The sequence below is a fragment of the Romboutsia ilealis genome (assembly GCF_900015215.1).
Lineage (GTDB): Bacteria > Bacillota > Clostridia > Peptostreptococcales > Peptostreptococcaceae > Romboutsia > Romboutsia ilealis.
Map to the genome: position 1 here is coordinate 1,751,553 of NZ_LN555523.1, position 26,697 is coordinate 1,778,249.

A 26,697-nucleotide genomic window follows, 5' to 3' on the forward strand; every position below is an offset into this window, starting at 1 on the left:
AGTATAAAAAAGAGGACTCCTCCTTATATGAGTGTCCTCTTCTCTTTTTGTTGCTTAATATATATTTTTCTTATATTTTACGTATAATTGTTGTATTTCTTCCATGTTAGCTTTTAATTCTAATTGTAAATTTGAAGCTTTCGCATAATCTTTAGCTTCTAATGCTTCCTTTATTTGAGTAAATAAAGATTTTCTTGTTAATGTATCTTTCATTACATTAAACTTTATATCAGCTATAGAATTCCACATAACTTCATCTAAAGCATCCATATTTTCTTTTTCATGTAATTTTGAATAACTTCTTATGCTATCCATAGCATCATCAATTATCCTATTACTTAATTCTTTTTTCCATTTCTTTATAGCCCCAACCTTAAATGATTCTATTATCGCCTCTGTAAATACATTCCCTTGTTTTAAGGATTCTAACTTATTTTTATACTTTTCAAGATTTTGCATATTTTCGTAAACTGTCGCTGGTGGAACTGAGAATCTTTCATTTCTTTCTTCCATAGTATAGTGCTCAAATACATCATTTTCATCTCTATACATTCTATCTCTTTCTAAATAGAACCCGTCTTCCCCTAGTCCCTTGCTCAATTCTTTTTCAAGGTCTTTAGTTGATAATTTACTTTGCGCACTAGCCTTTATACCATCTAACATAACTTGATAACATCCAGCTAAAACTAAATATGTATTTGATAATGGATTTGGTGATCTTAATTCAAATCTTACAGTTTTAGGATTTTTTATGTCCCTAATTAATCCTACAAGTACTGATCTATTTCTTGATGGTACTTCATAACTATGACCTAATGAAGTTACTGTACAAACAGGTGCTTCAAATCCAGGAACTAGTCTATTAAATCCATCATTTGTAGATGTTACAAATGGATTTAATACTTCATAGTTACGAAGTAATCCCATAAGCGCTCCATATCCTAACTCACTTAAATAATCATTTTTCATATCTTTTGGTGCAAATATATTTACTATTTTTCCGTTCTTAAGCTTTGCACTAGCACCAACATGAGTATGACCTCCACTACCAGCAACTCCATGTATTGGTTTAGCTTTGAATGTAACTTCTAATCCATTTGATGTAAATATATCTTCTATAACTTCTCTTACTATTAATTCACTATCTGCAGCTTGAAGAGGAGATGAAAATTTCCATGATATTTCTAGCTGTTCCATAGCGTGATTAGTCTTCCCATCTATACTTATAGAACTGTTTATTCCTCCAACTTCCTTATGAGCCATTTCTGGATTTACCCCTATATTTTGAAGTGCAATTAAACTTTTCTCTAAACAAGTTCTAATTATACCATGAGTTCTTTTCCAATACTGCTCTTTTAAACTTTGAGATACATATAACTTTTCTAAATCAGCTTTATCTTCTGGAGTATTTACCCAAAATTCTAACTCTGTAGCTGATGTTAATATTATATCTTCTATATCTGATACACTATCTATTCCTATGTTATTTATAACATGAGGATATTTTTCAAATATTTCAAATAATGATGTCTTAAAATACTTTTCTGCTCTTTGTAAAACCCCTCTTGAACATACTTTCTTATTATCATGTATTAAAAATGCTGGTATTCTAAGAGTACCTATTGGTAAATTTAATTCACTATCTATATGTTCCATATTATAATCTACATACCACTTACAATCTGAATCTGGCTTTAGATCTACTTTTGCATTATTTAAAGTAGCTATATTGTAAAGTTCAACACTTGAACCATCTGTTTGAACTGCTGATTCTAAAAAGTCATTTATATCTTCTAAGAATAACTCTACAGGTATTTTTTCATCAGTTGCATTTCCACCTAAATCTATACCCATAAGTGATACAAATTTTATTTGTGGATTTGACTTTAAGATTTCTTTTAAATCTTTTTCATTATGTTTTTCTTTTTCTACCGTATATAATAAACCTTTCATACTGTCACTCCCCTAATTTATAATATCGTATTTTTTTTATTATTTTAATATTTTAATTCGTGTTTTTATTTATACTCATTATATATTAGATATATAAAGTTCGCAATATTTTTATTTTATATAAATACTTATATTTAAAAGTTTAACTTTTATATAAATATAGGGTATACTAAAAATACAAAAATATTTTGGTATACTAAACAATATAGTTATTAATTATATACTTTTTGTAATATAAATTTAATATATTAGTTACTTAATTTAGGAGAGAATTATTATGGAATATGTAGTTTTCGATTTAGAGTTTAATCAAGGATTTGATAAAGCTCTTAATAAAACAGTATCTAATGAAAAATGTCCCTTTGAAATAATTCAAATAGGCGCTATAAAATTAGATTCTCATTTTAATATAATAGATACTTTTAATAGCTATGTTAAACCACAGCTATATAAATCTATTCATCCTTTTGTAGGCAAAATGACTGGAATAAAATCTGAAGATGTTATAGATGCACCTTCATTTCCTCAAGTATATAAAGATTTTAAAAAATTTGTATCTTCAAAGAAAAATACAGTTCTTTGTGTGTGGGGGACTGGAGATTTAAAAGAGTTATTTAGAAATATAGCTTATTATGATTTACCTTATAAAACTCTTACAAAATCATATATAAATATTCAACACTATGCATCTATATACTTTAATAATCCAGCTGGCAAAAGTATCGGTCTTCAAAATGCTATACAAATATTAAATTTAGACCAGGATAAATCTTATCATAATGCTTTAAATGATGCTTATTATACAGCTCAAGTATTTATAAGAATTTATAATCCAAGTATAGTACCTGATGTTTATATGTATACTACTGTCAAATCATCTTCATCAAAAAGAAATAATAAAAAGCAAATTAATTATGATAAGCTATTTGCTGAATTTGCTAAAATTCTTCAAAGAGATTTAACCAAAGAAGAAAAAAAAATAATAGATTTAGCCTATAAGATGGGGAAAACCAACCAGTTTTTAACTGAATCAACCATATATAAAAAAAGATAGACAAATTCATTGTCTATCTTTTTTTAATTATATGTTTATAAATATCATCTTTATAGCTTCATATTGTGCAAACTCTACACTTACAATTCCTTTATTATCTTCTCGAGAGTGTATAGTACTTCCTATATATACATCACCCTCACAAAAATCATCACATTCTCTTTCTAAAAATTCTATAAGATCATGTACTTTTATTGAGTTTTGCTCTGACTTCAATAAAGATATACTATTAATTTCATGATTTTTATATATTGATTCTATACCATATAAAAGGTTGTCCTCTTTTATGTATACAACTTCCCCACCTAATTCTTTTCCTTTTATTAATTTATTTTTAAAATCTAATAAGTTCATTAATAAATATACCCCCTAATAATAAAATATTTAATCATTTTATATATTATATTATCCTTCAGTATATTTTATTATTAATTTTTAGGTATTCTGATATAAATTAATATTATTTTAAAACTAATTCAACGGGGCAGTGATCTGATCCTAATATTTCAGTATGTATATCCGCACTAACCAATCTATCTTTTAATTTTTCAGATGCTAAGAAATAATCAATTCTCCATCCTGAATTATTTTTTCTTGCATTGAATCTATATGACCACCAAGAATATATACCTTCTTTATCTGGATTAAAATGCCTGTATGTATCGATAAATCCATTATCTAATAGAATAGTTAATTTTTCTCTCTCTTCATCTGTAAATCCTGCATTTTTTCTATTTGTTTTAGGATTTTTTAAGTCTATTTCTTTGTGAGCTACATTTAGGTCACCACAAACTATTACAGGCTTTATACTATCTAATTTTTTTAAGTACTCTCTAAAATCATCTTCCCATTTCATCCTATAATCAAGTCTTTTTAATTCACTTTGAGAATTTGGTGTATATACTGTTATAAAATAGAAATCTTCAAATTCTAATGTTATAACTCTACCTTCATTGTCATGTTCCTCTATATCTATTCCATATGCTACACTTATAGGCTTTTTCTTAGTAAATATAGCTGTACCAGAATATCCCTTCTTTTGTGCATAGTTCCAATATTCATAGTATCCTTCTAAATTTAAATCTATTTGACCTTCTTGAAGTTTAGTTTCTTGCAAACAAAATATATCTGCATCAACTTCTTTAAAATAGTCTAAAAATCCTTTAGTAACACAGGCTCTTATCCCATTTACATTCCATGATATAAATTTCATATTGTCCTCCAAATTGTTGTATATTGATATTATTATATTACCCTTAATCATAAATATTTTAACACATATTAAAATTTTATTTTATCAGCTATCTCTTTAGGCTCTATTGAAGATACATATAAGCCAGTACCTAGTTCAAATCCTCCAAAGCTATGCTGTCTAGGAATTATATGTATATGTACATTAAAATAATCACTTTTAATATTCTTAGGATGAGAATGTATAAATATATTAAATGGTGAGTTTCCATTTACTTTAAATAAATTCGAAAATAAGTTTTTTAATATTTTAGATAATTCTTTTATATCTTCATTACATGTATTTTCAAATCTTATACTTTTTTTGAATAAAATTCTAATCTCTCCTGTATACTTTGTTGACCTTGGCACTACTGTTAAAAATCTTTCACTGTTATTTATAACTCTATCTTTTTCTCTTATTTCTTCGTTTATAATATCATCATATAAGTATCTTTTATTTTCTATATAATACTGTTTTGATATATAAAGCTCTCTTTCTATATCAGGAGGTATTATCGATATGGAAACTATCTGAGAATGAGGATGATTTAAAGATGCTCCTGCTTTTCTTAAATAATTTTTAAATATACTTACATATTGTACCTTTTCATCTTTTATAAGATTTGAGTACCTATCTCTATACATTAAAAGCATATTATAAAATTCATCTTCATTCATATTATAAAAATTTCCATTGTGTCTATAAGTATCTATCATCACTTCGTGACTTCCATATATATTTTCTTGAAATTTATCTACTATCGGAAATTTATTATCTGTAGACCTTACTGTCCAACCATTTTCATCTTCTATCTTAAATCTTGACTCTGGTGTATAATGTTCATTACCTCTACAAAATGGACAGTCTTTATTATATTCATCTATTATTTCTTCCTCATTTTCACTAATAACTTTATCCATAGGCCTTTTAGCTCTATCTTTTGCAAAAATTACTATATCATTATTTATATCATCTATTCTTATCTCTTTCATACTCAGCACCTCTTCGTTATTATTTTACCATATCACCTACTTTTGTTTAATAATAACTTTTACGGTATTTATTCATAACTTATTTTTTATATAAGTAAAATAAGTTATGTATTTTATATTAATGATTTTTGATTTTAACCATGTTATGATAATCTTAAGTTAAATAAATATGTATACTTATGTATATATATTAAGGGGGTTTTTTATGAAATATTCAGAGAGAATAACTACTATACAATCTTCTCCAATTAGAAAGTTAGCTCCTTTAGCTAATATAGCTAAAGATAACGGAATTAAAATTTATCATTTAAATATAGGTCAGCCAGATATCAAGACTCCTAAAGGCTTTTTTGATGAAGTAAAAAAATTTGATAGTGAAGTTTTAAAATATATAGATTCCCCAGGACTTCCTGAGTTAATATCTTCGCTTCAACAATATTACACTATATATAAAATGCATTTCGAATCTGATGAAATATTAATAACTAACGGAGGTAGTGAAGCATTATTATTCTCACTTATGGCAACTTGCGACCCTAAAGAAAACATATTAGTTCCCGAACCATTTTACAGTAACTATAATATATTTAGCCGATCTTTAAATGTTCATATCATACCTATTACAACTAAAGCTGAAGATGGTTTCCATCTACCTAACAAAGAAAAAATTCAATCTTTAATCAATCCTAAAACTAAAGCAATACTACTTTCTAATCCCGGTAATCCAACTGGTACCGTATATACAAAAAAAGAACTTTACATGATTTCAGAAATAGCTAAAGAAAATGATTTATGGATAATATCTGATGAAGTATATAGAGAATTTGTTTATGATGGACTTGAGTATACAAGCTTTGGAAGTATAAAAGAAGTCGAAGATAGAGTTATAATAATAGACAGTGTATCTAAAAAATATAGCGCTTGCGGTGCAAGAATCGGATCTATCGCCTCTAAAAATAAAACTCTTATTGCTGAAATATTAAAATTATGCCAAGGTAGACTCTGTGTTTCTACATTAAATCAAATAGGTTCTGTTGAATTATATAATACTCCATTATCTTATTTTATGGATGTTAATAATGAGTATAAAAATAGAAGAGATGTTTTATATAATGAATTAATTAAAATCAAAGGAGTTATTTGTAAAAAACCAACTGGAGCATTTTACATCATTGCAAAATTACCAGTTGAAAATGCTGAAGATTTTGTTATATGGATGCTTACTGATTTTAATAAAGATGGAGAAACCGTTATGGCATGTCCTGCTAAAGATTTCTATGCTACCCCTGGACTTGGAAGAAATGAAATAAGACTTTCATATGTATTGAATGAAGATGACCTTCATAAAGCTGCTATAATATTAAAAGAAGGTTTAGAAAAATATTTAGAGCTAAAAAAATAAATAAAATTTCAAAATAATTATCAAATATCGATACTAAATATAGTAAAAGCAACCATTAATGGTTGCTTTTATTCTTGTTCATATTTATCAAATATCTCTTCTAATGTTTTAACTGCACCTATATACTTTTGCTTATCTTCTTCAGTAAGTTTAATAAGTCTTTCTTCTAATTTAAGTTTTAATTTGTCTACAAAGTCAGAAGCAATTTCTTCGCCACTTTCTGTTATACTTATCAGATACTTTCTTCTATCAACTATATCTCTTTCCTTCATAACGTAACCTTTTTCAGTTAAATCATCTATCATACTAGTTAAACTACCTTTTTCAATATTCAACCTATTACACAAAGCTGTCATGCTTATCACTTCATTATTTTTTATAATAATTAAAGCCCTTAATTGTGTTTTATTAACACTATATGTAGATGCATATTGCTTTAAATATTCTAAGTAAAGACTAGAATATATCTTTGGAAATGTCCTTGATAAAAAATTTATTGTATCAGACACTATGCATTTCATTTTATCACCCCAGATGTAAAAATCGTTAATTCATTAACTACAGTATAGTTTACATTAATTAATTTATTAGTACAATATTTTAAACCATAAAATAGTTAAAAACATTATAAAAAATTTGCTTCACTTATGTAAATTAATCATTTCAAAATATTTTTTTCACTCAAAACCAGTTTATTAATATTACTTACATTCCGAATTCATCCACATTTTTTAAAGTATTATAATGTTCTTAATCTAAAAAATGAAAGATAAGGTATAGGACCTTATCTTTTTTACTAGTCTACTTTTTTTCATATAAGTAATATAATATAAATGCTATAATAGAGAATATTATAGGTCCTGCTATCATAAATACTGTATCTGTAATTCTTCCATTTATAGCTGGCTCTATTATACTAAATACATTTGCAAATCCAACAACAAAGCTAACTATTATTGATGCTGTTAAAGCCATTCCATAAGACTTATATACCATAAAAGGTTTTTCTACTTCTCCAGCCAATTGCTTTTTCTTAAATACTGGAAATGCTCCTGACAAGAATATATATGGTATAGTCATTGCAACATTTGTCATAAGAACTAAAAGTGCAAAGAACGCTTGACCATTACTTCCGCCAAAAGATACTACAAGTATTATTAAAATAGCTATTATAGCTTGAATCCACATAGCATTTACAGGCATTCCATCTTTTATTTCAGCAAATTTTCCTGGCCATAATTTCTTAGGTGAGCCTTCTATTAATGTTTTTAAAGGAGAATAAGTTAATGTAAAGAAAGCCCCTGTTAAAGCTAAAAACATTGATAGTCCAACAAATCTGGCAATCCATAAGCCTAAAGTCATTGCAGATGTTTGACTCATCCCAAAAGTCATTCCAAGTTCATACCCTAAATTTCTCATTAATACATAAGCAACATTAGCCATATTAACATTATCTGATGATAATACATCATTCCAATTAGTAAACATACCACAAGCAAATATACCTATTGCATATCCTACCGCTATGACTATAGCTGATATAGTAAGGCCTTTAGGAAATGTTTTTTCAGCATTTTCAGTTTGGTCAACAAGGCCTCCTAAAACCTCAAGTCCACCAAATGCAAATATTGCAAACGTTAGAAAAGACAAAATACTAAGAGGCGTCTGATATGCTGGATTTGGTGAAGTTGTAAAATCTCTTGCAATATTTAATATAGGTTGCCTAAACTGAAATCCATTTAAAGCTAAAACTACAAATCCTCCTATTAATAATACTAAGTTAAGTAATGCTACTGCAGTACCACCTACAGAAGTTACTTTTGTTATCTTTTCTACCCCTTTTGAAGCTATAAATGTTACTAGTATTATCCATATACATCCAAGTATACCTAGCGATTGGATAGAACTTAAACCTAATAAACTTAACTCTCCTGTTCTGTCACTACCAGATATAGCATTAGATAATGGAACCCAAATCGTAGATGAAACATTTACCATCCATATTATATAAGAGGCGTACCACATAAATGTACCTATAAAAGCATATTTAGGCCCTACAGATTTTTCCATCCAAGAGTATATTCCTCCCGTTTCTTTTTTAAATGCAGATCCATACTCTGCCATCATAAATGCATAAGGTATAAAGAACAACATTGCACTTAGTATATACCATGGTATTGCTGCATATCCCATAAGATAAAATGCCCTTGGCATATTAGCAAATCCAAATACTGATGTAAAAATCATAAGTATCAGTGATACTAGTGTCAATTTTTTTGTTGTATTTGTATTTTCACTCATTATGATTCCTCCTTACTTAAATATAATATTACTTTTTACATTTATATTATATTTAATTCATGTATAAAGGATTTTTTATTTATTATAGATTCTGTATGTCTAAAAATATTTATAAGTTATCCACAAAAAATTTCATATCCTAATTTCCTTGTACGTAAAAAAGACCATGCATAGCTATAAATATTTATATATACTATACATGATCTTTTTACTAAATTCTTTTTTAATTAAACATGTAAATCTACTTTTAAATTCCCTATTAATTCTTTGTATTCTTTTATAGCTGGTTCTAACGTCTCATTCACAAACTCTACCACCTGCTCTGGTGCTCTTCCCACAAAGTTTTTCGGATCCATTATAGATAATATTTCTTCTTTGCTCATTTTAAAAGCAGGATCTTCTATTATAAGATCTATCAGGTTATTATTTAATCCTTCTTGCTTAACTCTATATGCAGCTTTCATAGAATACCCTCTTATAATCTCATGTAGCTCTTGTCTATCTCCGCCTCTTTTTACAGCCTCCATAAGTATAGTTTCTGTAGCCATAAAAGGAAGTTCTTCATTTATATGTTTATTTATCATATTTTCATATACTACTAAACCATCTGTAACGTTTATTCCTATTTCAAGTATAGCATCTGCCGCCATAAAAGCTTGAGGTATAGCTAATCTCTTGTTAGCTGAGTCATCTAAACTTCTTTCTAACCATTGAGTTGCTTGAACTAAAGCCGGGCTTAATGATTCAGTTATTATATACTTAGATAATGATGCTATCCTTTCACTTCTCATAGGATTTCTTTTATAAGCCATCGCTGATGAACCTATTTGATTTTTTTCAAATGGTTCTTCTAATTCTTTTAAACTTTGTAAAAGTCTTATATCATTAGTCATTTTATGCATACTTTGAGCTATCCCAGATAATATGCTTATAACTTGATAATCTAACTTTCTAGTGTATGTTTGTCCACTTACAGCATAAGAAGACTTATACCCCATTTTTTCACATACTAATTTGTCAAGTTCTAATACCTTTTCATGATCACCTTCAAATAGACTTAAGAAACTTGCTTGTGTTCCAGTAGTACCTTTTACACCTCTTAGTTTCATGTTGTCTATTCTATAGTTTAAGTCTTCTAAGTCAAGTATCAAATCTTGTGCCCATAAAGTAGCTCTCTTTCCTACTGTTGTAAGTTGAGCTGCTTGGAAATGAGTAAATCCTAATGTTGGAACATCTTTATATTTAAGAGAAAATTCCTTTAAATTATTTATTAAATTAACAAGTTTTACTCTTATAAGTTTTAATGCTTCATTCATTTGTATAACGTCAGTATTATCTCCAACGTAAGCTGAAGTTGCTCCTAAATGTATTATACCCTTAGCTTTATCACATTGAAGCCCATAAGCCTTAACATGACTCATAACATCATGTCTTACTTCTTTTTCTATTTTTCTAGCTTCATCAAAGTTTATATTATTTATATTATTTCTTAATTCATCTAATTGCTCTTCAGTTATATTTATACCTAGCTCTTTTTCCCCTTCTGCTAAAGCAACCCATAACTTTCTCCAAGTTGAAAACTTAAACTGCGGAGAGAATATATAGCTCATATCTTTACTGCAGTATCTATCTGTCAGAGGATTTGTATATGTAGTGTATTTGTTGTCTATCATAATATGCACCTTCCTTGAATATAATTTATATACTAATTATATAAAACATTACGAACAATAACAAGTATTTTTATACATTTGTTCATTTGTTGTTAATCAAAAATTCATCATTATCTATTAAGTAATCTACACTTTGACTATCTACAAAATTTAATACATACTTGTATCTTATAGCGTAATATTTATCACTCCATCCCAACTGATTCTTAACATCCTCTTCATCTGCTCCTAACCTTAAACTTATAGCCGCAAATGAATGTCTAAAATCTTTAGCTGAGTAATTTGAAAGCCCAGCTAAATCTAATGCTTTTCTTACTATTAATCTGACATTTCGATCTGTTATATAATTACTTTTTTGAGTTGTAAAAACAAAATCTTCTGTTGGCATTATAACTTCTGGTAACAATGAGTAACGTCTATATTCCTCTATTAATCTAAAGCAATATGGATGTAGTTTAACGATTCTTTCTTTTTTCTTTTTTCCTAGTCGTACGTAGTAGTTATCTTTATCATCAACCATAAGATCCTTCCATTTTAAACTAACTAGCTCATTAAGCAAGCACCCAGTAGTTATTAAAAATACTATTATAGTTTTATCCCTTATATTTAATTTATACAATGTATCTATAAGCTTATTTATCTCTTGAATACTAAGTACATCGTCTTTACTTTTTATTCTACTAACCGTTGGCTTTTCAACATATCTAAATGGATTTATTTCTATATATTCTTCCTTTTTTAAGTAGTTATAAAAACTATGTAAATAACTATATATCTTCTCACAAGTCGATTTTTTATATATTGTCTGAACATAATCTATGAATTTTTTACAGTCTTCTTTACTTGCATATACTAATTCTTTTTCTTCTAAAAATTTTTTAAATAATATTACCTTAGATAAATAGTCATGTCTAGTGGTAGGCTCTAGCTTTTTAGAAAAATCTTTAAAAACTTCATACTCTATATCTTCTAGTACTTTTTCATTCTCCATAGATATTCTCCTTTCTTATATTTTTTAACATTTTAATCTATATATTGAATATATTTTATATTGTTGATATACTTATACATAGCGTTTATTTGCCAAGAGTATTATTTTACATAGGAGGTAATTTAATTAATGGAATTAATGGAACTTTTTAAAGCCGCTCTTATCGGTATTGTTCAAGGTATAACAGAGTGGCTACCTGTAAGTAGTACAGGTCATATGATTTTATTTAATGAATTCATAAAAATGAATGTATCAGAAACTTTTATGAGTACATTTTTAGTAGTAATTCAGTTTGGTTCTATACTAGCTGTTCTTACAATTTTCTTTAAGAAACTAAATCCTTTTGATGGTTCAAAAACTAAAGTTCAAAAAAATGAAACTATAGATTTATGGATTAAAGTTATTATAGCAGTTATACCATCAGGTATACTTGGTTTATTATTTGACGATACAATAGATGCATTATTCTTTAACCCAACTACAGTGGCTATAGCTTTAATAGTATATGGTGTAATTATGATTATGCTTGAAAACAGAAATAAAAAACCGTCAGTTAATAATTTTTCTCAAGTTACCTATAAGTTAGCTATTGGTATAGGTTTATTCCAGTGTTTAGCTTTAATACCTGGTACATCTAGATCTGGGTCTACTATAATTGGTGCTGTTTTACTTGGAACATCTAGATATGTAGCAACAGAATTCTCATTCTTCCTAGCTGTTCCTACTATGCTTGGTGCAAGTGCGTTAAAACTTGTTAAAACAGGTTTTGCATTTACTAGTTTTGAATGGTTAATCCTTGCAACAGGATCTATTGTTGCATATGTAGTTTCAATATTAGCTATAAAGTTCTTACTTGATTACATCAAGAAACATGACTTTAAAGTATTTGGATATTATCGAATAGTTCTTGGTATATTAGTACTTGGATATTTCTTTTTAATTAAATAATTTAAAATAAAAAGAAGCACATTTAGTGCTTCTTTTTATTTAGATTCAATAAGAAGCTTTATAATATCACTACTATCTTCATTGAAAGCTGTAACTATGCTTAAATAATCGCAAGCCCTATTTGTAGCTAAATATACTTTATTTAAGTCTCCTATAAAATCATTTATCTGATAATCTTGAGTTGTGTCATTTATAGTATGATTGTATAACATTTCTAATTGACAAATTACACAAGCCTTATATTCTAAATTCTTTATTGTATATATATTAGATATTGTTATACCTACTTTTTTACTTATATTAGTTAAGTTTTCTTCTGCATATATATATGGTATATTTGCCTTTTCTAATGCTTTTCTCAGCATATATTGGAAATACATAATCTTTCCACTTTTTAATTTTTTCTTATTATATGGATATATTACTGCTATTTCTGAATAGTCTAGTCCTTTTTGATTTATAAAATATTCAATTTCCCAAATAACAGAACTTATTTGTTCTTCTAAGTCATTTACTTTTATTATATCTACAGATTTAGTTTTAGGCTTTATATTCTCTGTTTTATAAAATCCAGTATTTTTAACATTACTTCTTAGTTTTTTTATATACTTATCTATATTTTCACAGAAATTATTATTAAAATCAACAAGGTCTTTAGACTGCCTATAATTTTTATTTAAATATATGTTTTCATCAAATTCTATTCCTTCTAGGTTGTCCTTAAATATATTGACATTATTTGATATATTTAAACTATTGCACGAAAAAACATTAAATATATATTTTGTCTTATATAGGAATTCTCTTATAAATTCAATTTCATCTTTAGAAAAGCTCTCTGCTTCATCTATAAATATGCCTTTAAACATATTTTTATTTTTGATAATATTTCTAGCTTGTTTTACTATATTATTAAAAGTTTTATAATAATCCTTTTTTAACATATTATAGTCAACTACTAAATTATACTTTTTAGCTAATTTAAGTACAAATGAATTAAGTGTATATACGTCTATATTAGTATTTTCTTTATATAAAGCTTGTAGTTTCTCTCTTAACTCATTACTTTCTTGTTTTGTATGAGTTAGTATCAAAAATCTGTGATGAGGATAAACTCTTGCTAGTTTCATAACTTTCGATAACATAAGAGTAGTTTTGCCAGTCCCTGATCCCCCTGTAAATAATGTACTGCCATAGTTTATAGATATTATGTCCTTTATTTGTTCTTCACTTAACGGTGTTGCACTATATTTATAATCATCACTGTAAAATGAAATTTTTTTAAATCTATTATTTAAATGTATTTTATCATTTAATACATAGTATTCTGGGCATATCTTTAATAAAAATAAATTTAAATCTATTTCATTATTTTCACCTTTAAGATATTCGTCTATTAAGGATTTATTATTTAAAATCTCTTCAACCTTAGTTTTATCTATTAAATTTTTTTCTATAAAATCTTTAAATTTATACGAATTATCTATATTAACATACGGCATTACAAACACATAATTATATTCTATATTTAATTTTAATTGTTCCATTTTTAATTTTAAAAGTTCATGTTCTTCATTCATTACTTCTAGTAACTCTTCTTCTAATATAAAAAATAAATCTTCCGTTGTGTCCATAAACTTTATAAATAGTAACTTATTATCTTTTATATATAACATGTCTGTATTTATACCCTTAAAAGGTGTCACTTTAGGAAGTATACTAGCACCATAGCCTACTTTTTGATAAAAATACGTTTCTATATCTTTAAGCTTTAAAGCTTCTAGCTGAGAGTTAATATTTGTGTACTGGTTCACCTTAAATTCCCCCCTTAATTATAATAATTATATCATTTTAATATAAATTTTTCCATATTGATATTTATAGTTAAAAATTTTACATTTTCACAATAAAAGGAGAGTATATGTACTCCCCCCTCTAATTATCTTTTATAGTTATTTTCTAACCATATATTCATTTTTCTTCTTACTTCATTTTCTTTTACTTCATCAAATTGTGCATCTTGAGTATTATAAGATTGAACTAAATTTTCAACATTAGTTGGATACTCTATGAATTTACCATTCTTATTTTCAAAGCCTATACTCATTATATCATATTTACCATCTTCCTCTTCCAATACAACTCCATATTCTATTCCATTATTACCTGCATTACTTTTTATTATTTTTACATATTGGTTTTTAGCTAATTTATTTAACATAAAATCATCCTTTCTTATTGTTGTATTTTTATTATTACCAATTTGCTTAAGTGTATATGTAATTAAATATTTTATAATTTTCTTTATTTGCTAAAATAATCTATTTTTACTATATTATATATAATTGTAAAAATATTTATTTAAGAACTTATTTTATATCAAATTTACTTGTATATATTTATCTAACTACGATATATATGCTAAATAATTTTTTTCCTAAAAACTAATGATGATAATATTATGATACTATATTTATTTTGGTTTTATTATTGTAAAAAATCAACTTGCACAATGAGTTAATTAAGTATATCTTACTAAAAACTTGTTATATTAAATTTATTTCCATGGTAATAAATTTAATATTATTTATAAGTCAGTTATTTGCTTCTATATTTTACACTATCTAAGTGCATACTCACTATATTTTGTATTTTATGATATATTAATTTAACTTTTTATTAGTTTTTACTATATTATCTATACAATATTAATTAATTTTTACCATCAAATCTGACATACAAATATCAAAACAATATATTTTTATGAAAACGAAACAATTCATGTCATCAACAATTTCCTACGTTACTCAAAATCTTTTTTACGATTAAAACAATTCTATTGATATTACTTAAATTTAGAACTTATCTACATTTTTTAAGTATTATAATATCCTTAAGCATAAAAAAAGAGAGGTATTTAACCTCTCCTTTTATTATTTAGCATATTCAATTGCTCTAGTTTCTCTTATTATACTAACTTTTATTTGTCCTGGATATTCTAGTTCATCTTCTATTCTCTTAGTCATATCCCTAGCTAATAGATGAATATCTTCATCACTAACATTCTCTGGTTTAACCATTATTCTTATTTCTCTACCTGCTTGTATAGCAAAAGATTTATCTACTCCCTCATATGAGTTAGCTATTTCTTCTAACTTTTCTAATCTTCGAATATATGCTTCTAGGGTTTCTCTTCTAGCCCCTGGTCTCGCTGCTGATATAGCATCTGCTGCAGTCACAAGCACAGCTTCTATAGTCTGTGGTTCATAATCACCATGGTGTGTACTCATTGCATGTATAACTTCTTTAGATTCTTTATATCTCTTAAGTAAGTCCATACCTATCTCAACATGAGTTCCTTCCATTTCATGATCTACTGCTTTCCCTATATCATGTAAAAGACCAGCTCTTTTCGCAAGTTTAATATCCGCTCCTATTTCTGCTGCCATTATACCTGCTATATGAGCAACTTCTATAGAATGCTTAAGTACATTTTGACCATAACTTGTTCTATAGTTAAGTCTTCCTAGTAATTTAACTAACTCTGGATGAAGCCCATGTACACCAGTTTCAAAGGCTGCTTGTTCTCCGTATTCTTTTATTATACTGTCTACTTCTTTTCTAGCCTTATCAACCATTTCTTCAATTCTAGCAGGGTGTATTCTACCATCTGCTATTAATTTTTCAAGTGCTATTCTAGCAACTTCTCTTCTTATAGGATCAAATCCTGATAATATTACAGCCTCAGGAGTATCATCTATTATCAGGTCTATTCCTGTTAATGTTTCTAATGTTCTTATATTCCTACCTTCTCTACCTATAATTCTACCCTTCATTTCATCATTAGGTAAATTTACAACAGTAACAGTAGTTTCTGCAACATGGTCTGCTGCACATTTTTGTATAGCATACCCTATTATTTCCCTTGATTTCTTATCTGCTTCTTCCTTAGCTTGAGATTCTATTTCCTTTATCATTATAGACATTTCTCTTCTAACGTCTCTTTCAGCATTAGTTAGTATTATTTCTTTTGCCTTATCAGATGTTATCCCTGATATACTTTCTAACTTTTCTAATTGCTGGTTTTTTATAGCCTCAACCTCTTCTTCTTTTCTAGCTACATTCTTTAACTTGTCCCCTAGGCTTGTTTCCTTTTGTTCTAAGTTTTGTAACTTTTTGTCTAATATCTCTTCTTTTTGTATAACTCTTCTTTCATATTTTTGTAAGTCAGATCTTCTTTCCTTATTTTCTCTTTCAGATTCAGTTCTTAACTTATGAATTTCTTCTTGTGCTTCTAATAATTTTTCTTTGTGAATTCTCTTTGAGTCATCTTCTGCTTGTTTTATTATTCTATCAGCTTCACTATTAGCTTGGCCAATTTTTGACTCATATATATTTTTTCTCACAAAATAACCAGCAATAATACCTACCGCTATCCCTAATAAAATACTTATTATATCTATGACACCCACCTCCTTTGATAATAATCCCAAAATTACATTTTAAGAGTCTAAATAATTTTATAATTCAATTAAAACTATAGCATATAGAAAAAATACAATCATTACTTCTAAGATATATATTGTAATGTCGATAAAATCCTCTATTTGTAACATTTAAGAGTATTTTATTTAAAAATCATATTTAGATACTATGTCCTTAATTAATTTTATAATTTTTTCTATCGCATGTCAAGTTAATAGGAGGTGTGTATTATTTTATTATTCTAAATTTAGTAATGTATCGTCTTCTTCTTGAGCATTTTCTCTAGTTTCGTCTAATTTATAGTAATGTCTTACTTTTTCGTCTATTTCCTTTATTAAATCTGGGTTATCTTGTAGGAACTTTTTAACATTTTCTCTACCTTGTCCAAGTTTAGTCTCATTATAACTATACCAAGCTCCTGATTTTTTAACTATATCTATATCTGATGCTATATCTAATAAATCACCAACTTTAGATATACCCTCTCCATACATTATATCAAATTCAGCTTGTTTAAATGGTGGAGCCACTTTGTTCTTAACAACCTTAACTCTTGTTCTACTTCCTAATACCTTATCCCCTTGCTTTATAGTATCTATTTTTCTAACATCTAGTCTTACTGATGAGTAGAATTTTAGAGCACGTCCTCCAGTTGTTGTCTCAGGATTACCAAACATTACACCAACCTTTTCTCTTAATTGGTTTATGAATATTGCAACGCAGTTAGATTTTTTTATAGATCCCGTTAATTTTCTAAGTGCTTGAGACATAAGTCTAGCCTGAAGACCAACGTGCGAGTCTCCCATATCTCCTTCAATTTCTGCTCTTGGAACAAGTGCCGCAACCGAATCGACTACTATTATATCTATAGCCCCACTTCTTATAAGTGCTTCTGCTATTTCTAGTGCTTGTTCCCCTGTATCTGGTTGAGATATTATTAGGTTATCTATATCTACACCTAATGCTTTTGCATATACTGGATCAAGTGCATGTTCTGCATCTATAAATGCTGCTATTCCACCTTGCTTTTGAGCCTCTGCTACCGTGTGAAGTGCAACTGTTGTTTTACCTGAAGATTCTGGACCATATACTTCTATTATTCTTCCTTTTGGAAGTCCACCTATACCAACTGCTATATCAAGACCTATCGATCCTGTTGATATAACATCAATTGACATCGACGTAGCTTCTCCAAGCTTCATTACTGATCCTTTTCCAAACTCTTTTTCTATTTTACCTAATGCTTGATTAAGCGCATTTAGTTTTTCTTGCTCTATATTCATCTATATCATTCCTTTCATTTTCATAAATACCAAACATTCGTTCTATTTCATATAACTATTATATATCATAAAATACTCTCCGTCAATTACAAAAATCTGCTTTATCGTCATCAATAATAATATATATTTCTATCACTCAAATTAATATTTAAGAAAACTAATCTCCTTTATGTTAATTGTATATAATTTACTTTATATTTAGACACATACGAAATATAGTTTTATATTTATAGGCTATAGTTTTAATATAAAATTAAAATTTATCTTCAGTAAGATTTTACCATACTTATTTTATTTATAAACTTTTATTTGTATTTTTATACAAGTTTTATTTATAATAATTTTCCTAATTTAAGATAATTTTTTTATTCTAACTAAATTTAATAAAAGATAGATAAACAATAAAACTTTTCACTTATAAAATATAAAGGAGCTATATTCAGAAATTAGCTTTGATAGCTGTTCTTAATAATAGCTCCTTTTAATTATTTACTTTCCATAAATAAGTTTTTATTTTTGTATAGATATTCCCATCCAGAATATAAAGTAAGCAATGTAGCTATTAGTATAGCTACATTTCCTATATATAGTAATATAGTACTTCCAAACTGCTTACCTAAAAGTAATAATGGTATTGATATCATTTGGCTTATTGTCTTTAATTTACCTCCACCACTTGCTGCGATTACTTTTCCATCAGCAGCAGCTATTGCTCTTAATATACTTACTGTAAGTTCTCTAGCAACAATTATAATTACCATCCAGCCCGGAACTAGTCCTACTTCTATCATACATATAAGCGCTGATATAACCAATAGCTTATCTGCTAGCGGGTCCATAAATTTTCCAAAATCAGTAATTAAATTATGCTTTCTAGCTATATGCCCATCCATTGCATCTGTTATAGATGCTACTATAAATATTACACATGCTATTAAATATTTACTCGGTATGTTAAATAACATAACAAGTATAAATACTGGTATTAAAAATATCCTAAATAAAGTTAGTTTATTAGGCAAGTTCATTAACTACATCCCCCATTAAATCGTATTCTAATGCACTAGTTATTTTTACATTTACGAAGTCACCTATGTTTAACTTTTTGTCAGATTTAACATATACTATACTGTCTATTTCCTCTGCATCTCCTTGAGTTCTTCCTATATATACTTTGTCTTCTATTTGCTCCTCTATTAAAACTTCATATCCATTTCCTACTTTAGCAGCATTTAATTCTTCTGAGATACCTTGTTGAACTAACATTAAAGCATCTCTTCTTTCATCTTTAACATCTTGATCTAAATGGTTTGGAAGTTTATCAGCTGGCGTATCTTCTTCTCTTGAATAAGAGAATGCTCCAAGTCTATCAAACTTAGCTACTTTAACAAATTCCACTAATTCATTGAAATCCTCTTCTGTTTCACCTGGGAATCCTACTATTATAGTAGTTCTTAATGTAGCATCTGGTATATGCTTTCTTATCATATTTATAGTTGATAATATATTTTCTTTTGTCGTGTGTCTGTTCATTAACTTTAATATTTTATTACTTGCATGTTGTATTGGCATATCAAAGTAATTACATATATTATCGTATTTTTTTATAACTTTAACTAATTCTTCAGTTATTGATTCTGGATATGAATACATTATTCTTATCCATTTTATACCTTCTATTTGTGCAAGTTCTTCTAGTAATTCAGGAAGCATTTCCTTTCCATATAAATCGCATCCATATTTTGTTGTGTCTTGTGCTATAACAACTAACTCTTTAACACCTTTAGCGGCTAAGTCTTTAGCTTCTAATATTATATCTTCCATTTTTCTACTTCTGTATTTACCTCTTAATTTAGGTATTATACAATAAGTACATTTGTTATCACAACCTTCTCCTATTTTTAAGTAAGCCATATAATCTGGAGTTGATACATATCTTGGCAAATCTTCATTATATGCAAAGTCTATATCATCTAAGCTCACTATATGATTTTCTTTTTCAAGGTTAGCTATAATTTCATCTATTTGCTGATAACTTCCAGTACCTACTATTGCATCTATTTCTGGTATTTCTGTTTTTAATTCGTCTGAATATCTTTGTGCTAAACATCCTGTAACTATAAGTAATTTTAAATTAGCAGTTTCTTTTAATTGTGCTAATTCTAGTATAGTTTGTATAGATTCTTGTTTTGCAGATTCTATAAATCCACAAGTGTTTACTAATATTATATCTGCTTCTTCAAAATCTCCAACTAACTTATATCCTTTTTTATTAAGTATTCCCATCATTATTTCTGCATCTACTAAGTTTTTAGAACATCCTAATGATTCTAATGCGATTTTTAACATTTTATTGCTCCTTCCATTGCTGATTGATGAAATTTTATAACTTCTTCTACTGCGCTGTCAACATCATCAAAGTTTATAACCTCATTATATTTATATTTATCAACTGAATGCATATATAATGGGTCATAGTACTCTACTAAGTATTTTTCTACTAGCTCTTCATATTTTCCTTCTTCTAATAAATTAATATATTCATCAACTTTATTGTGTCCAAGTCTTTTTCTAAATTTATTTATACAATCCTTTAATACTTCTATATTATTTTCGTCTTTATCGTATACATAATCTCTACAAAGTCTTTTTACTCTATTTTCTAAACTACATTCAAGAAGTATATGATATCCATCTCTAACTATAGCATCGTAAATATTATTAGGTATTAATACATGACCTACTCTTTTACTTTCACTTTCTATAAATATATAATCACTATTTGAGAAAAATATTTTTTCAAATATTTTTGATTCAAATTCTTTCTGCGTTGGTGGCTTCTTATCATGCGTTATGAAACCAAATGTAGATCCACTATTTTTAGCTATTCCTTCCAAATCTATATTGTCCACATTTTTTTCTTCTAGTATATTTAATAAGTCAGTTTTCCCAACACCTGTTAATCCATGAATCACTATAAAGTTTTTAACATTCATTATGTTATCTAAATATTCTAATACATAGTTTCTATATGACTTATATCCACCTTCGAGTTTATATATGTTCATCCCTAGAGAGTCAAATAGGCTACATACAGACCCACTTCTCATTCCACCTCTAGCACAATATATTACTATATTATCATATTCACTTGCAAGACTTGTGACTTGTATATACATATCTTTTAACTTATATCCTACAAAGTCAAATCCTTTTTGAATAGCTTTATTCTTTCCCTGCATTTTATATATTGTTCCGACTTCACAATGTTCGTGGTCTTTAAATAAAGGCATATTAAATGCATTTAATATATGATCTTCTTTGTATTCAGATTCAGTTCTAACATCTATAAATATACAGTTTTTTAATTTTAATGCATCTTCTATCTTTATTATCTTCAAATTTTATTCACCTTCTAAATTTTGTAAATCTTGTTTGCTCATTAATACTTTTCTTGGTTTACTTCCTTCATTAGGCCCTACTATGCCTCTTTCTTCCATAGAATCTATAAGTCTTGCAGCCCTATTAAATCCGATTTTAAACTTTCTTTGAAGCATAGATGCAGAACCTTGACCACTTTCTACAACAAATTCAATAGCTTCACTTAAAAGTTCATCTTCATCACTTGACTTTTCCATATTAACCTTAGATATTGTATCCATTATATTTTCTTCATATTTTACTTCTTCTTTAACTTGTGACTTGACAAAGTCTATAACATTTTGTGATTCATTTTCTGATATAAATGCACCTTGAAGTCTAACTGGCTTTGATGCACCTAGTGGATAGAATAACATATCACCTTTTCCAAGTAGCTTTTCAGCTCCACCCATATCAAGTATTGTTCTAGAGTCTGTTTGTGATGAAACAGCAAATGCAATTCTTGAAGGTATGTTAGCTTTTATAACACCTGTTATAACATCTACTGACGGTCTTTGAGTCGCTACTATTAAATGCATACCTGCAGCTCTTGCCATTTGTGCCAGTCTACATATATAATCTTCTACATCATTAGCACTTGCCATCATAAGGTCAGCAAGCTCATCTATTATTATAACAATTTTTGGAAGTTTTTCTTCGCATTTTTCATTATAACTTGTAATGTCCTTTACTCCATTTTCAGCGAACATCTTATATCTCTTATTCATTTCTACAACTGCCCAATTAAGTGCATTAGCAGCTTTTTTAGGATCTGTTACAACTGGTATTAGTAAATGAGGTATTCCATTATAATTTGCAAGTTCAACAACCTTAGGGTCTATTAAAAGCAACTTGACTTCATCAGGTCTTGCCTTGTATAGTATACTACTTATCAGTGTATTTACGCAAACACTCTTACCAGAACCTGTTGACCCTGCTATAAGTAAATGTGGCATTTTACCTATATCGCCTATAACTGGTTTTCCGCTTATGTCTTTTCCAAGAGCCATAGCAAGCGGAGAATCAAACTTTTTAAATTCTTCACTTTCAAATACTTCTCTAAGTCCAACCATTAAAGGAGTTTCATTTGGAACCTCTATACCTATAGCACTTTTACCTGGTATTGGAGCCTCCATTCTTATACTTCTAGCAGCTAAACTTAGTGCTATATCATCTGTTAAATTTACTATTTTGCTTACCTTAACCCCTGGACTTGGTTGTATTTCATATCTTGTTATAGTAGGTCCTACTGTAACTTGATTTACTTTAGCTTCAACCCCAAAGTCTGCTAGTGTTTTTTCTAGTAAAGAAGCATTTTTTAACACTTTCTTTTTACTATTATCATCAGCCTTTTTATCTATCTTATTTAATAAATTAACACTTGGTATTTTATAATTATCGTAATTAGCTTCTTCTTTTATACTTATTGTTTGAGTTTTTTCACTGTCAAAAGTTTTAGATGTCTTTATTGGTTGTTCTCTAACATCTTCATATACATCATTATTTATGTTTTGTTTGTTTGTATTTTGAAGTTCTTTTAATACATCAAGTTCTGATGACATACTTTGAGTACCTTCTAATATTTCTAAATAGTCATCTTCTGCTTTATTAAAGCCTACAATTTTTATAGTCTTGTCTTCTATTTCATCATAATCCTCTTCTATAACTTCTTCTTTTTTCTTATCTTTTTTTAATAAACCTTGTTTTTTGACCATAGTTTCTTCATCTACTTCATCTGTAACCATATCTATTACAGATTGCTTCATATTGGCCATTCTTTCTTTCATAGTTAAATCACTATTTTTTATTCCATTTGATTTAGCTTTTATATTTGATACTAAGTCTTTTATAGATATCTTAAATACAAACATAATACCTGCTATAAGTGCAAATATACTTATTAGCCATCCTCCAGTTATACCAAACGCCTGCTTTATATAGTAAGTTATAGTTGTTGCAATTAAACCACTTCCACTACCATCGACACCCATTTGAATCACTGATTTAAACATTTCACTGCTTAACGGACTTTCAATCGTAAGAGATTTAGCATTTAATAAACCATAGAATACAAATATAAATGCTATTGTTAAATAATATATTTTAGTATTTTTCATTCTATATATATATTCGTTTCCATCAAAGAAACCAAGTATCCCCGTAGCAACTATTATAAATGGCATAAAAATAGACAATCCTCCAAACAATCCTTTAAAAATCGTCTGCATCACACTCCCTACAAATCCCATAGAGTTTGAATTTAAACTATACAACAAAAATATACCGATAAATATAGTAATTAAATTATGATATTCAGCATTAAATTCTAAATTATTATTTTTCTTCTTACCTTTAGTATTTTTCTTCTTGGCCACCCATCTCACCTCTTTTATCATTCTAATTTAATAAATATCTTATATCCTAATCATAGCAAAAAGTGTTAATGCATAAACACTAACACTTTAACTATATTTTTTAATTATATCATATATTCTATATATTAAACAAATCTTATTTCTTAGTATCTTCTTTTATAAGTTCTTTTAACTTATTCATAGCATCTTTTAATCCCCCAACTTCATTTATAAGACCACATTCTACAGCTTCTTTACCTATTAGAACGCTTCCTACATCATTTACTAAATCATCTTTTGAGTGCATTATTTTTTCAAGTTCTCCTCTTTCTATATTAGATGTTCTTATGATAAATTGAGTTATTCTTTCTTGCATCTTTTTAAAATACTCAAAAGTTTCATTAACACCTATGACTAGTCCATTAGTTCTTATCGGATGAACTACCATCGTTGCAGTCGGAGCTATAAATGAATAATCTCCCGCAGTAGCAAGCGGTACACCAATGCTATGACTTCCACCTAAAACTAAAGTTACAACTTTTTTTGATATACTATTTATAAGTTCTGACATAGCAAGACCAGCTTCAACATCTCCACCTACAGTATTAAGTATTATAAGAACTCCTTTTATATCTTCATTTTCTTCTATTGAATATAACATAGGTATTATATGTTCATATTTAGTCGATTTTTTTTGTGGATTACCTACATAATGCCCCTCTATTTCACCTATTATAGTTATACATTGTATCTCTTTTTTAGCTTGTTGAGGCATATTAGGTACACCCATTTGCTTTATATCAGCTATTTCTTCACTTTGGATATCTTTATTTTCATCGTCTACTTTTTCACTTTTTAAATTATCTTTTCTTTTATTTTTTGAAAACTCTATGTAACTATTAGGATTTATATTATCTTCATAATATCTCATAAATAAACTCCTCTCAATATATACTTTATAATTATAGTTTTACCAAGTAGTAAAAAAAAATTCACTTAGAAGGTTCTTATAAATTAAACCTATCTAAATGAATTTTGACATAAATCTACTTAATATATTTTAATAAACACCATCATATTCTATTATTATCATATCATTTCCTATTTTTCTAATACTTCTCCATGGTACTTCAAGAGTTGACTTGTCTTTTTTTATCCCGAAAAATCCTCTTTCTTTAGGTATTAAAAGTGCTAATATCTCACCACTCACTTCATCTAATATAAGGTCACATTCTCCAACTACACCTAATCTTTCACCTGTTACTAGATTAACTATTTCCTTTCCTGCTATTTCAGATAAATTCATGTTTATCCCCCACCTTATTTTATAATTTATTTTCTTCTAGATCTCTTCCTACTATACATACACCCAATTTATTTAAGTTAAAAATTTTATCTATAACCTTTTTTACAGTTTCTCTATCTACATTATCTATTGATTTTAATATATCATCTGTCGACTCTACTTTATTATTTAAAAGTAATGACCTTCCAATAGACATCATTCTGCTACTTGTACTTTCAAGACCTAATATATAACTTCCTTTTAATTGCTCTTTACTTTCTTTTATCTCCTGTTCTGTTAAATAGTCTTTCTTCATAATCTTTATTTCTTCTATAATTGACTCGTATACTTCTTCTAAATGTTCATTACTCATACTAGCAAATATACCCAATTCTCCACATTTTCTATATAAGCTTTGAGAAGAATATATAGAATACACTAATCCTTTTTCTTCCCTTATTTTTTGAAATAACCTAGAACTTATACTTCCTCCAAATACTGTATTTATAACAGCCAAAGCATATACTTCTTCATCATTTTCAAGCGGAACTGCTTCTAAACTCATAGCTAAATTAACCTGTTCTATATCTTTATTTTTAGTTAAAAAACAACTTTTAAATTCTGCTTTTTTAATATCTATATTAACAGATTTCTTTTTCCAACCTTTAAACTTCTCTTCTATCTTATTTATTATTTCATTAAAATTAAAGTTTCCTGATATAGCTATCACTGAATTATTAGGAACATAATATTTATTGAAATAATCTAATAATTTTTCTCTATTTAATTTTTTCAGCGATTCTTCTGTTCCAATTATATTCATCCCTAATGTATCGTTCTTGTATATATTTTCAGTTAATAAGTCATAAGCTAAATCTTCTGGCGAATCTTCATACATCTTTAGCTCTTCAATTATTACTGATCTTTCTTTATCTAAATCATCTTCATTAAACTTCGAATTTAATATCATATCACTAAGTATATCTATTCCTATATCTATATGAGAATCTAGTAATTTTACATAGTAACATGTACACTCCTTGCTCGTAAAAGCATTTATTTGACCACCTAAGTTATCTATTTCACTAGCTATTTGCTTAGATGTTCTATTTTTTGTTCCTTTAAATAACATATGCTCTATAAAATGTGATATTCCACTTATCTCCTCATCTTCTATTCTAGAGCCTGCATTTATCCATATTCCTAAAGATATAGACTTTACATATGGTATTTCTTCACCTATTATAGTTAGTCCATTTTCTAATACATGTTTTTTATACATAACTTCTCCTCCAAGTTCACTTCATTTATTATATATATTA

Annotated in this window: 22 protein-coding genes; 3 read left to right on the plus strand and 19 right to left on the minus strand. The window is 27.6% G+C overall.

Translation table 11 applies throughout. The features are described from left to right. Positions 1 to 54: 54 nt before the first annotated feature. The gene (locus CRIB_RS08240) at positions 55 to 1,953 is read right to left on the minus strand and encodes a type I glutamate--ammonia ligase (RefSeq protein ID WP_180701910.1); all 1,899 of its coding nucleotides are present in this window, start codon (positions 1,951 to 1,953) and stop codon (positions 55 to 57) included. A 277-nt stretch (positions 1,954 to 2,230) separates the two neighbouring features. Between CRIB_RS08240 and CRIB_RS08245 the strand changes: the two genes are divergently transcribed. Continuing rightward, entirely contained in the window at positions 2,231 to 3,007 is a 777-nt protein-coding gene (locus CRIB_RS08245; RefSeq protein ID WP_180701911.1) for a 3'-5' exonuclease, read from the plus strand. 27 nt (positions 3,008 to 3,034) lie between these two features. Here CRIB_RS08245 and CRIB_RS08250 read toward each other — a convergent pair whose 3' ends face one another. From CRIB_RS08250 to CRIB_RS08260, 3 genes are all read right to left on the minus strand, one after another. Continuing rightward, positions 3,035 to 3,361: a hypothetical protein gene (locus tag CRIB_RS08250; protein ID WP_180701912.1), complete on the minus strand. Its 327-nt coding sequence runs from the start codon at positions 3,359 to 3,361 to the stop codon at positions 3,035 to 3,037. Between the two features lie 106 nt (positions 3,362 to 3,467). Further along, positions 3,468 to 4,220 (minus strand): exodeoxyribonuclease III, encoded by a 753-nt coding sequence (locus tag CRIB_RS08255; protein WP_180701913.1) that lies wholly within the window; start codon positions 4,218 to 4,220, stop codon positions 3,468 to 3,470. A 68-nt stretch (positions 4,221 to 4,288) separates the two neighbouring features. After that, positions 4,289 to 5,233, minus strand: a complete 945-nt coding sequence (locus CRIB_RS08260) for a galactose-1-phosphate uridylyltransferase (RefSeq protein ID WP_180701914.1) — start codon at positions 5,231 to 5,233, stop codon at positions 4,289 to 4,291. A 205-nt stretch (positions 5,234 to 5,438) separates the two neighbouring features. On the opposite strand from CRIB_RS08260, the gene CRIB_RS08265 reads away from it, so the two are divergent. Further along, positions 5,439 to 6,635: a pyridoxal phosphate-dependent aminotransferase gene (locus CRIB_RS08265; RefSeq protein WP_180701915.1), complete on the plus strand. Its 1,197-nt coding sequence runs from the start codon at positions 5,439 to 5,441 to the stop codon at positions 6,633 to 6,635. Positions 6,636 to 6,703: 68 nt separating this feature from the next. On the opposite strand, the gene CRIB_RS08270 is transcribed toward CRIB_RS08265, so the two are convergent. The 4 genes from CRIB_RS08270 to CRIB_RS08285 form a co-directional block, all read right to left on the minus strand. Beyond that, positions 6,704 to 7,156: a MarR family winged helix-turn-helix transcriptional regulator gene (locus CRIB_RS08270; protein WP_180701916.1), complete on the minus strand. Its 453-nt coding sequence runs from the start codon at positions 7,154 to 7,156 to the stop codon at positions 6,704 to 6,706. A 280-nt stretch (positions 7,157 to 7,436) separates the two neighbouring features. Next, on the minus strand, positions 7,437 to 8,936 hold the full coding sequence (gene yjeM / locus CRIB_RS08275; RefSeq protein WP_180701917.1) for a glutamate/gamma-aminobutyrate family transporter YjeM: 1,500 nt from the start codon (positions 8,934 to 8,936) through the stop codon (positions 7,437 to 7,439). 227 nt (positions 8,937 to 9,163) lie between these two features. Further along, positions 9,164 to 10,609, minus strand: a complete 1,446-nt coding sequence (gene purB / locus CRIB_RS08280) for an adenylosuccinate lyase (RefSeq protein ID WP_180701918.1) — start codon at positions 10,607 to 10,609, stop codon at positions 9,164 to 9,166. Between the two features lie 82 nt (positions 10,610 to 10,691). Further along, entirely contained in the window at positions 10,692 to 11,600 is a 909-nt protein-coding gene (locus tag CRIB_RS08285; RefSeq protein ID WP_180701919.1) for a tyrosine-type recombinase/integrase, read from the minus strand. Between the two features lie 129 nt (positions 11,601 to 11,729). Between CRIB_RS08285 and CRIB_RS08290 the strand changes: the two genes are divergently transcribed. Then, the gene (locus CRIB_RS08290; RefSeq protein WP_180701920.1) at positions 11,730 to 12,548 is read left to right on the plus strand and encodes an undecaprenyl-diphosphate phosphatase; all 819 of its coding nucleotides are present in this window, start codon (positions 11,730 to 11,732) and stop codon (positions 12,546 to 12,548) included. 35 nt (positions 12,549 to 12,583) lie between these two features. Here the strand turns inward: CRIB_RS08290 and CRIB_RS08295 are convergent, their stop codons facing one another. From CRIB_RS08295 to CRIB_RS08345, 11 genes are all read right to left on the minus strand, one after another. Next, positions 12,584 to 14,362, minus strand: a complete 1,779-nt coding sequence (locus CRIB_RS08295) for a UvrD-helicase domain-containing protein (RefSeq protein WP_180701921.1) — start codon at positions 14,360 to 14,362, stop codon at positions 12,584 to 12,586. 125 nt (positions 14,363 to 14,487) lie between these two features. Continuing rightward, on the minus strand, positions 14,488 to 14,769 hold the full coding sequence (locus CRIB_RS08300) for a hypothetical protein (RefSeq protein ID WP_180701922.1): 282 nt from the start codon (positions 14,767 to 14,769) through the stop codon (positions 14,488 to 14,490). Between the two features lie 712 nt (positions 14,770 to 15,481). Further along, the gene (gene rny / locus CRIB_RS08305; protein ID WP_180703702.1) at positions 15,482 to 17,020 is read right to left on the minus strand and encodes a ribonuclease Y; all 1,539 of its coding nucleotides are present in this window, start codon (positions 17,018 to 17,020) and stop codon (positions 15,482 to 15,484) included. Positions 17,021 to 17,269: 249 nt separating this feature from the next. Then, positions 17,270 to 18,316: a recombinase RecA gene (gene recA, locus CRIB_RS08310; RefSeq protein WP_180701923.1), complete on the minus strand. Its 1,047-nt coding sequence runs from the start codon at positions 18,314 to 18,316 to the stop codon at positions 17,270 to 17,272. 485 nt (positions 18,317 to 18,801) lie between these two features. Further along, positions 18,802 to 19,344 (minus strand): CDP-diacylglycerol--glycerol-3-phosphate 3-phosphatidyltransferase, encoded by a 543-nt coding sequence (pgsA, locus tag CRIB_RS08315; RefSeq protein WP_180701924.1) that lies wholly within the window; start codon positions 19,342 to 19,344, stop codon positions 18,802 to 18,804. Beyond that, the gene (gene rimO, locus CRIB_RS08320; RefSeq protein ID WP_180701925.1) at positions 19,331 to 20,665 is read right to left on the minus strand and encodes a 30S ribosomal protein S12 methylthiotransferase RimO; all 1,335 of its coding nucleotides are present in this window, start codon (positions 20,663 to 20,665) and stop codon (positions 19,331 to 19,333) included. The genes pgsA and rimO overlap by 14 nt, the downstream gene beginning before the upstream one ends. Then, on the minus strand, positions 20,659 to 21,717 hold the full coding sequence (gene mnmH, locus CRIB_RS08325; RefSeq protein WP_180701926.1) for a tRNA 2-selenouridine(34) synthase MnmH: 1,059 nt from the start codon (positions 21,715 to 21,717) through the stop codon (positions 20,659 to 20,661). The genes rimO and mnmH overlap by 7 nt, the downstream gene beginning before the upstream one ends. 3 nt (positions 21,718 to 21,720) lie before the next feature. Then, positions 21,721 to 24,111 (minus strand): FtsK/SpoIIIE family DNA translocase, encoded by a 2,391-nt coding sequence (locus CRIB_RS08330; RefSeq protein WP_243633500.1) that lies wholly within the window; start codon positions 24,109 to 24,111, stop codon positions 21,721 to 21,723. A 136-nt stretch (positions 24,112 to 24,247) separates the two neighbouring features. Beyond that, positions 24,248 to 25,021: a ClpP family protease gene (locus CRIB_RS08335; protein WP_180701928.1), complete on the minus strand. Its 774-nt coding sequence runs from the start codon at positions 25,019 to 25,021 to the stop codon at positions 24,248 to 24,250. A 129-nt stretch (positions 25,022 to 25,150) separates the two neighbouring features. After that, entirely contained in the window at positions 25,151 to 25,396 is a 246-nt protein-coding gene (locus CRIB_RS08340; RefSeq protein WP_180701929.1) for a YlmC/YmxH family sporulation protein, read from the minus strand. 19 nt (positions 25,397 to 25,415) lie between these two features. After that, entirely contained in the window at positions 25,416 to 26,657 is a 1,242-nt protein-coding gene (locus CRIB_RS08345; protein WP_180701930.1) for a M16 family metallopeptidase, read from the minus strand. Positions 26,658 to 26,697 lie beyond the last annotated feature (40 nt).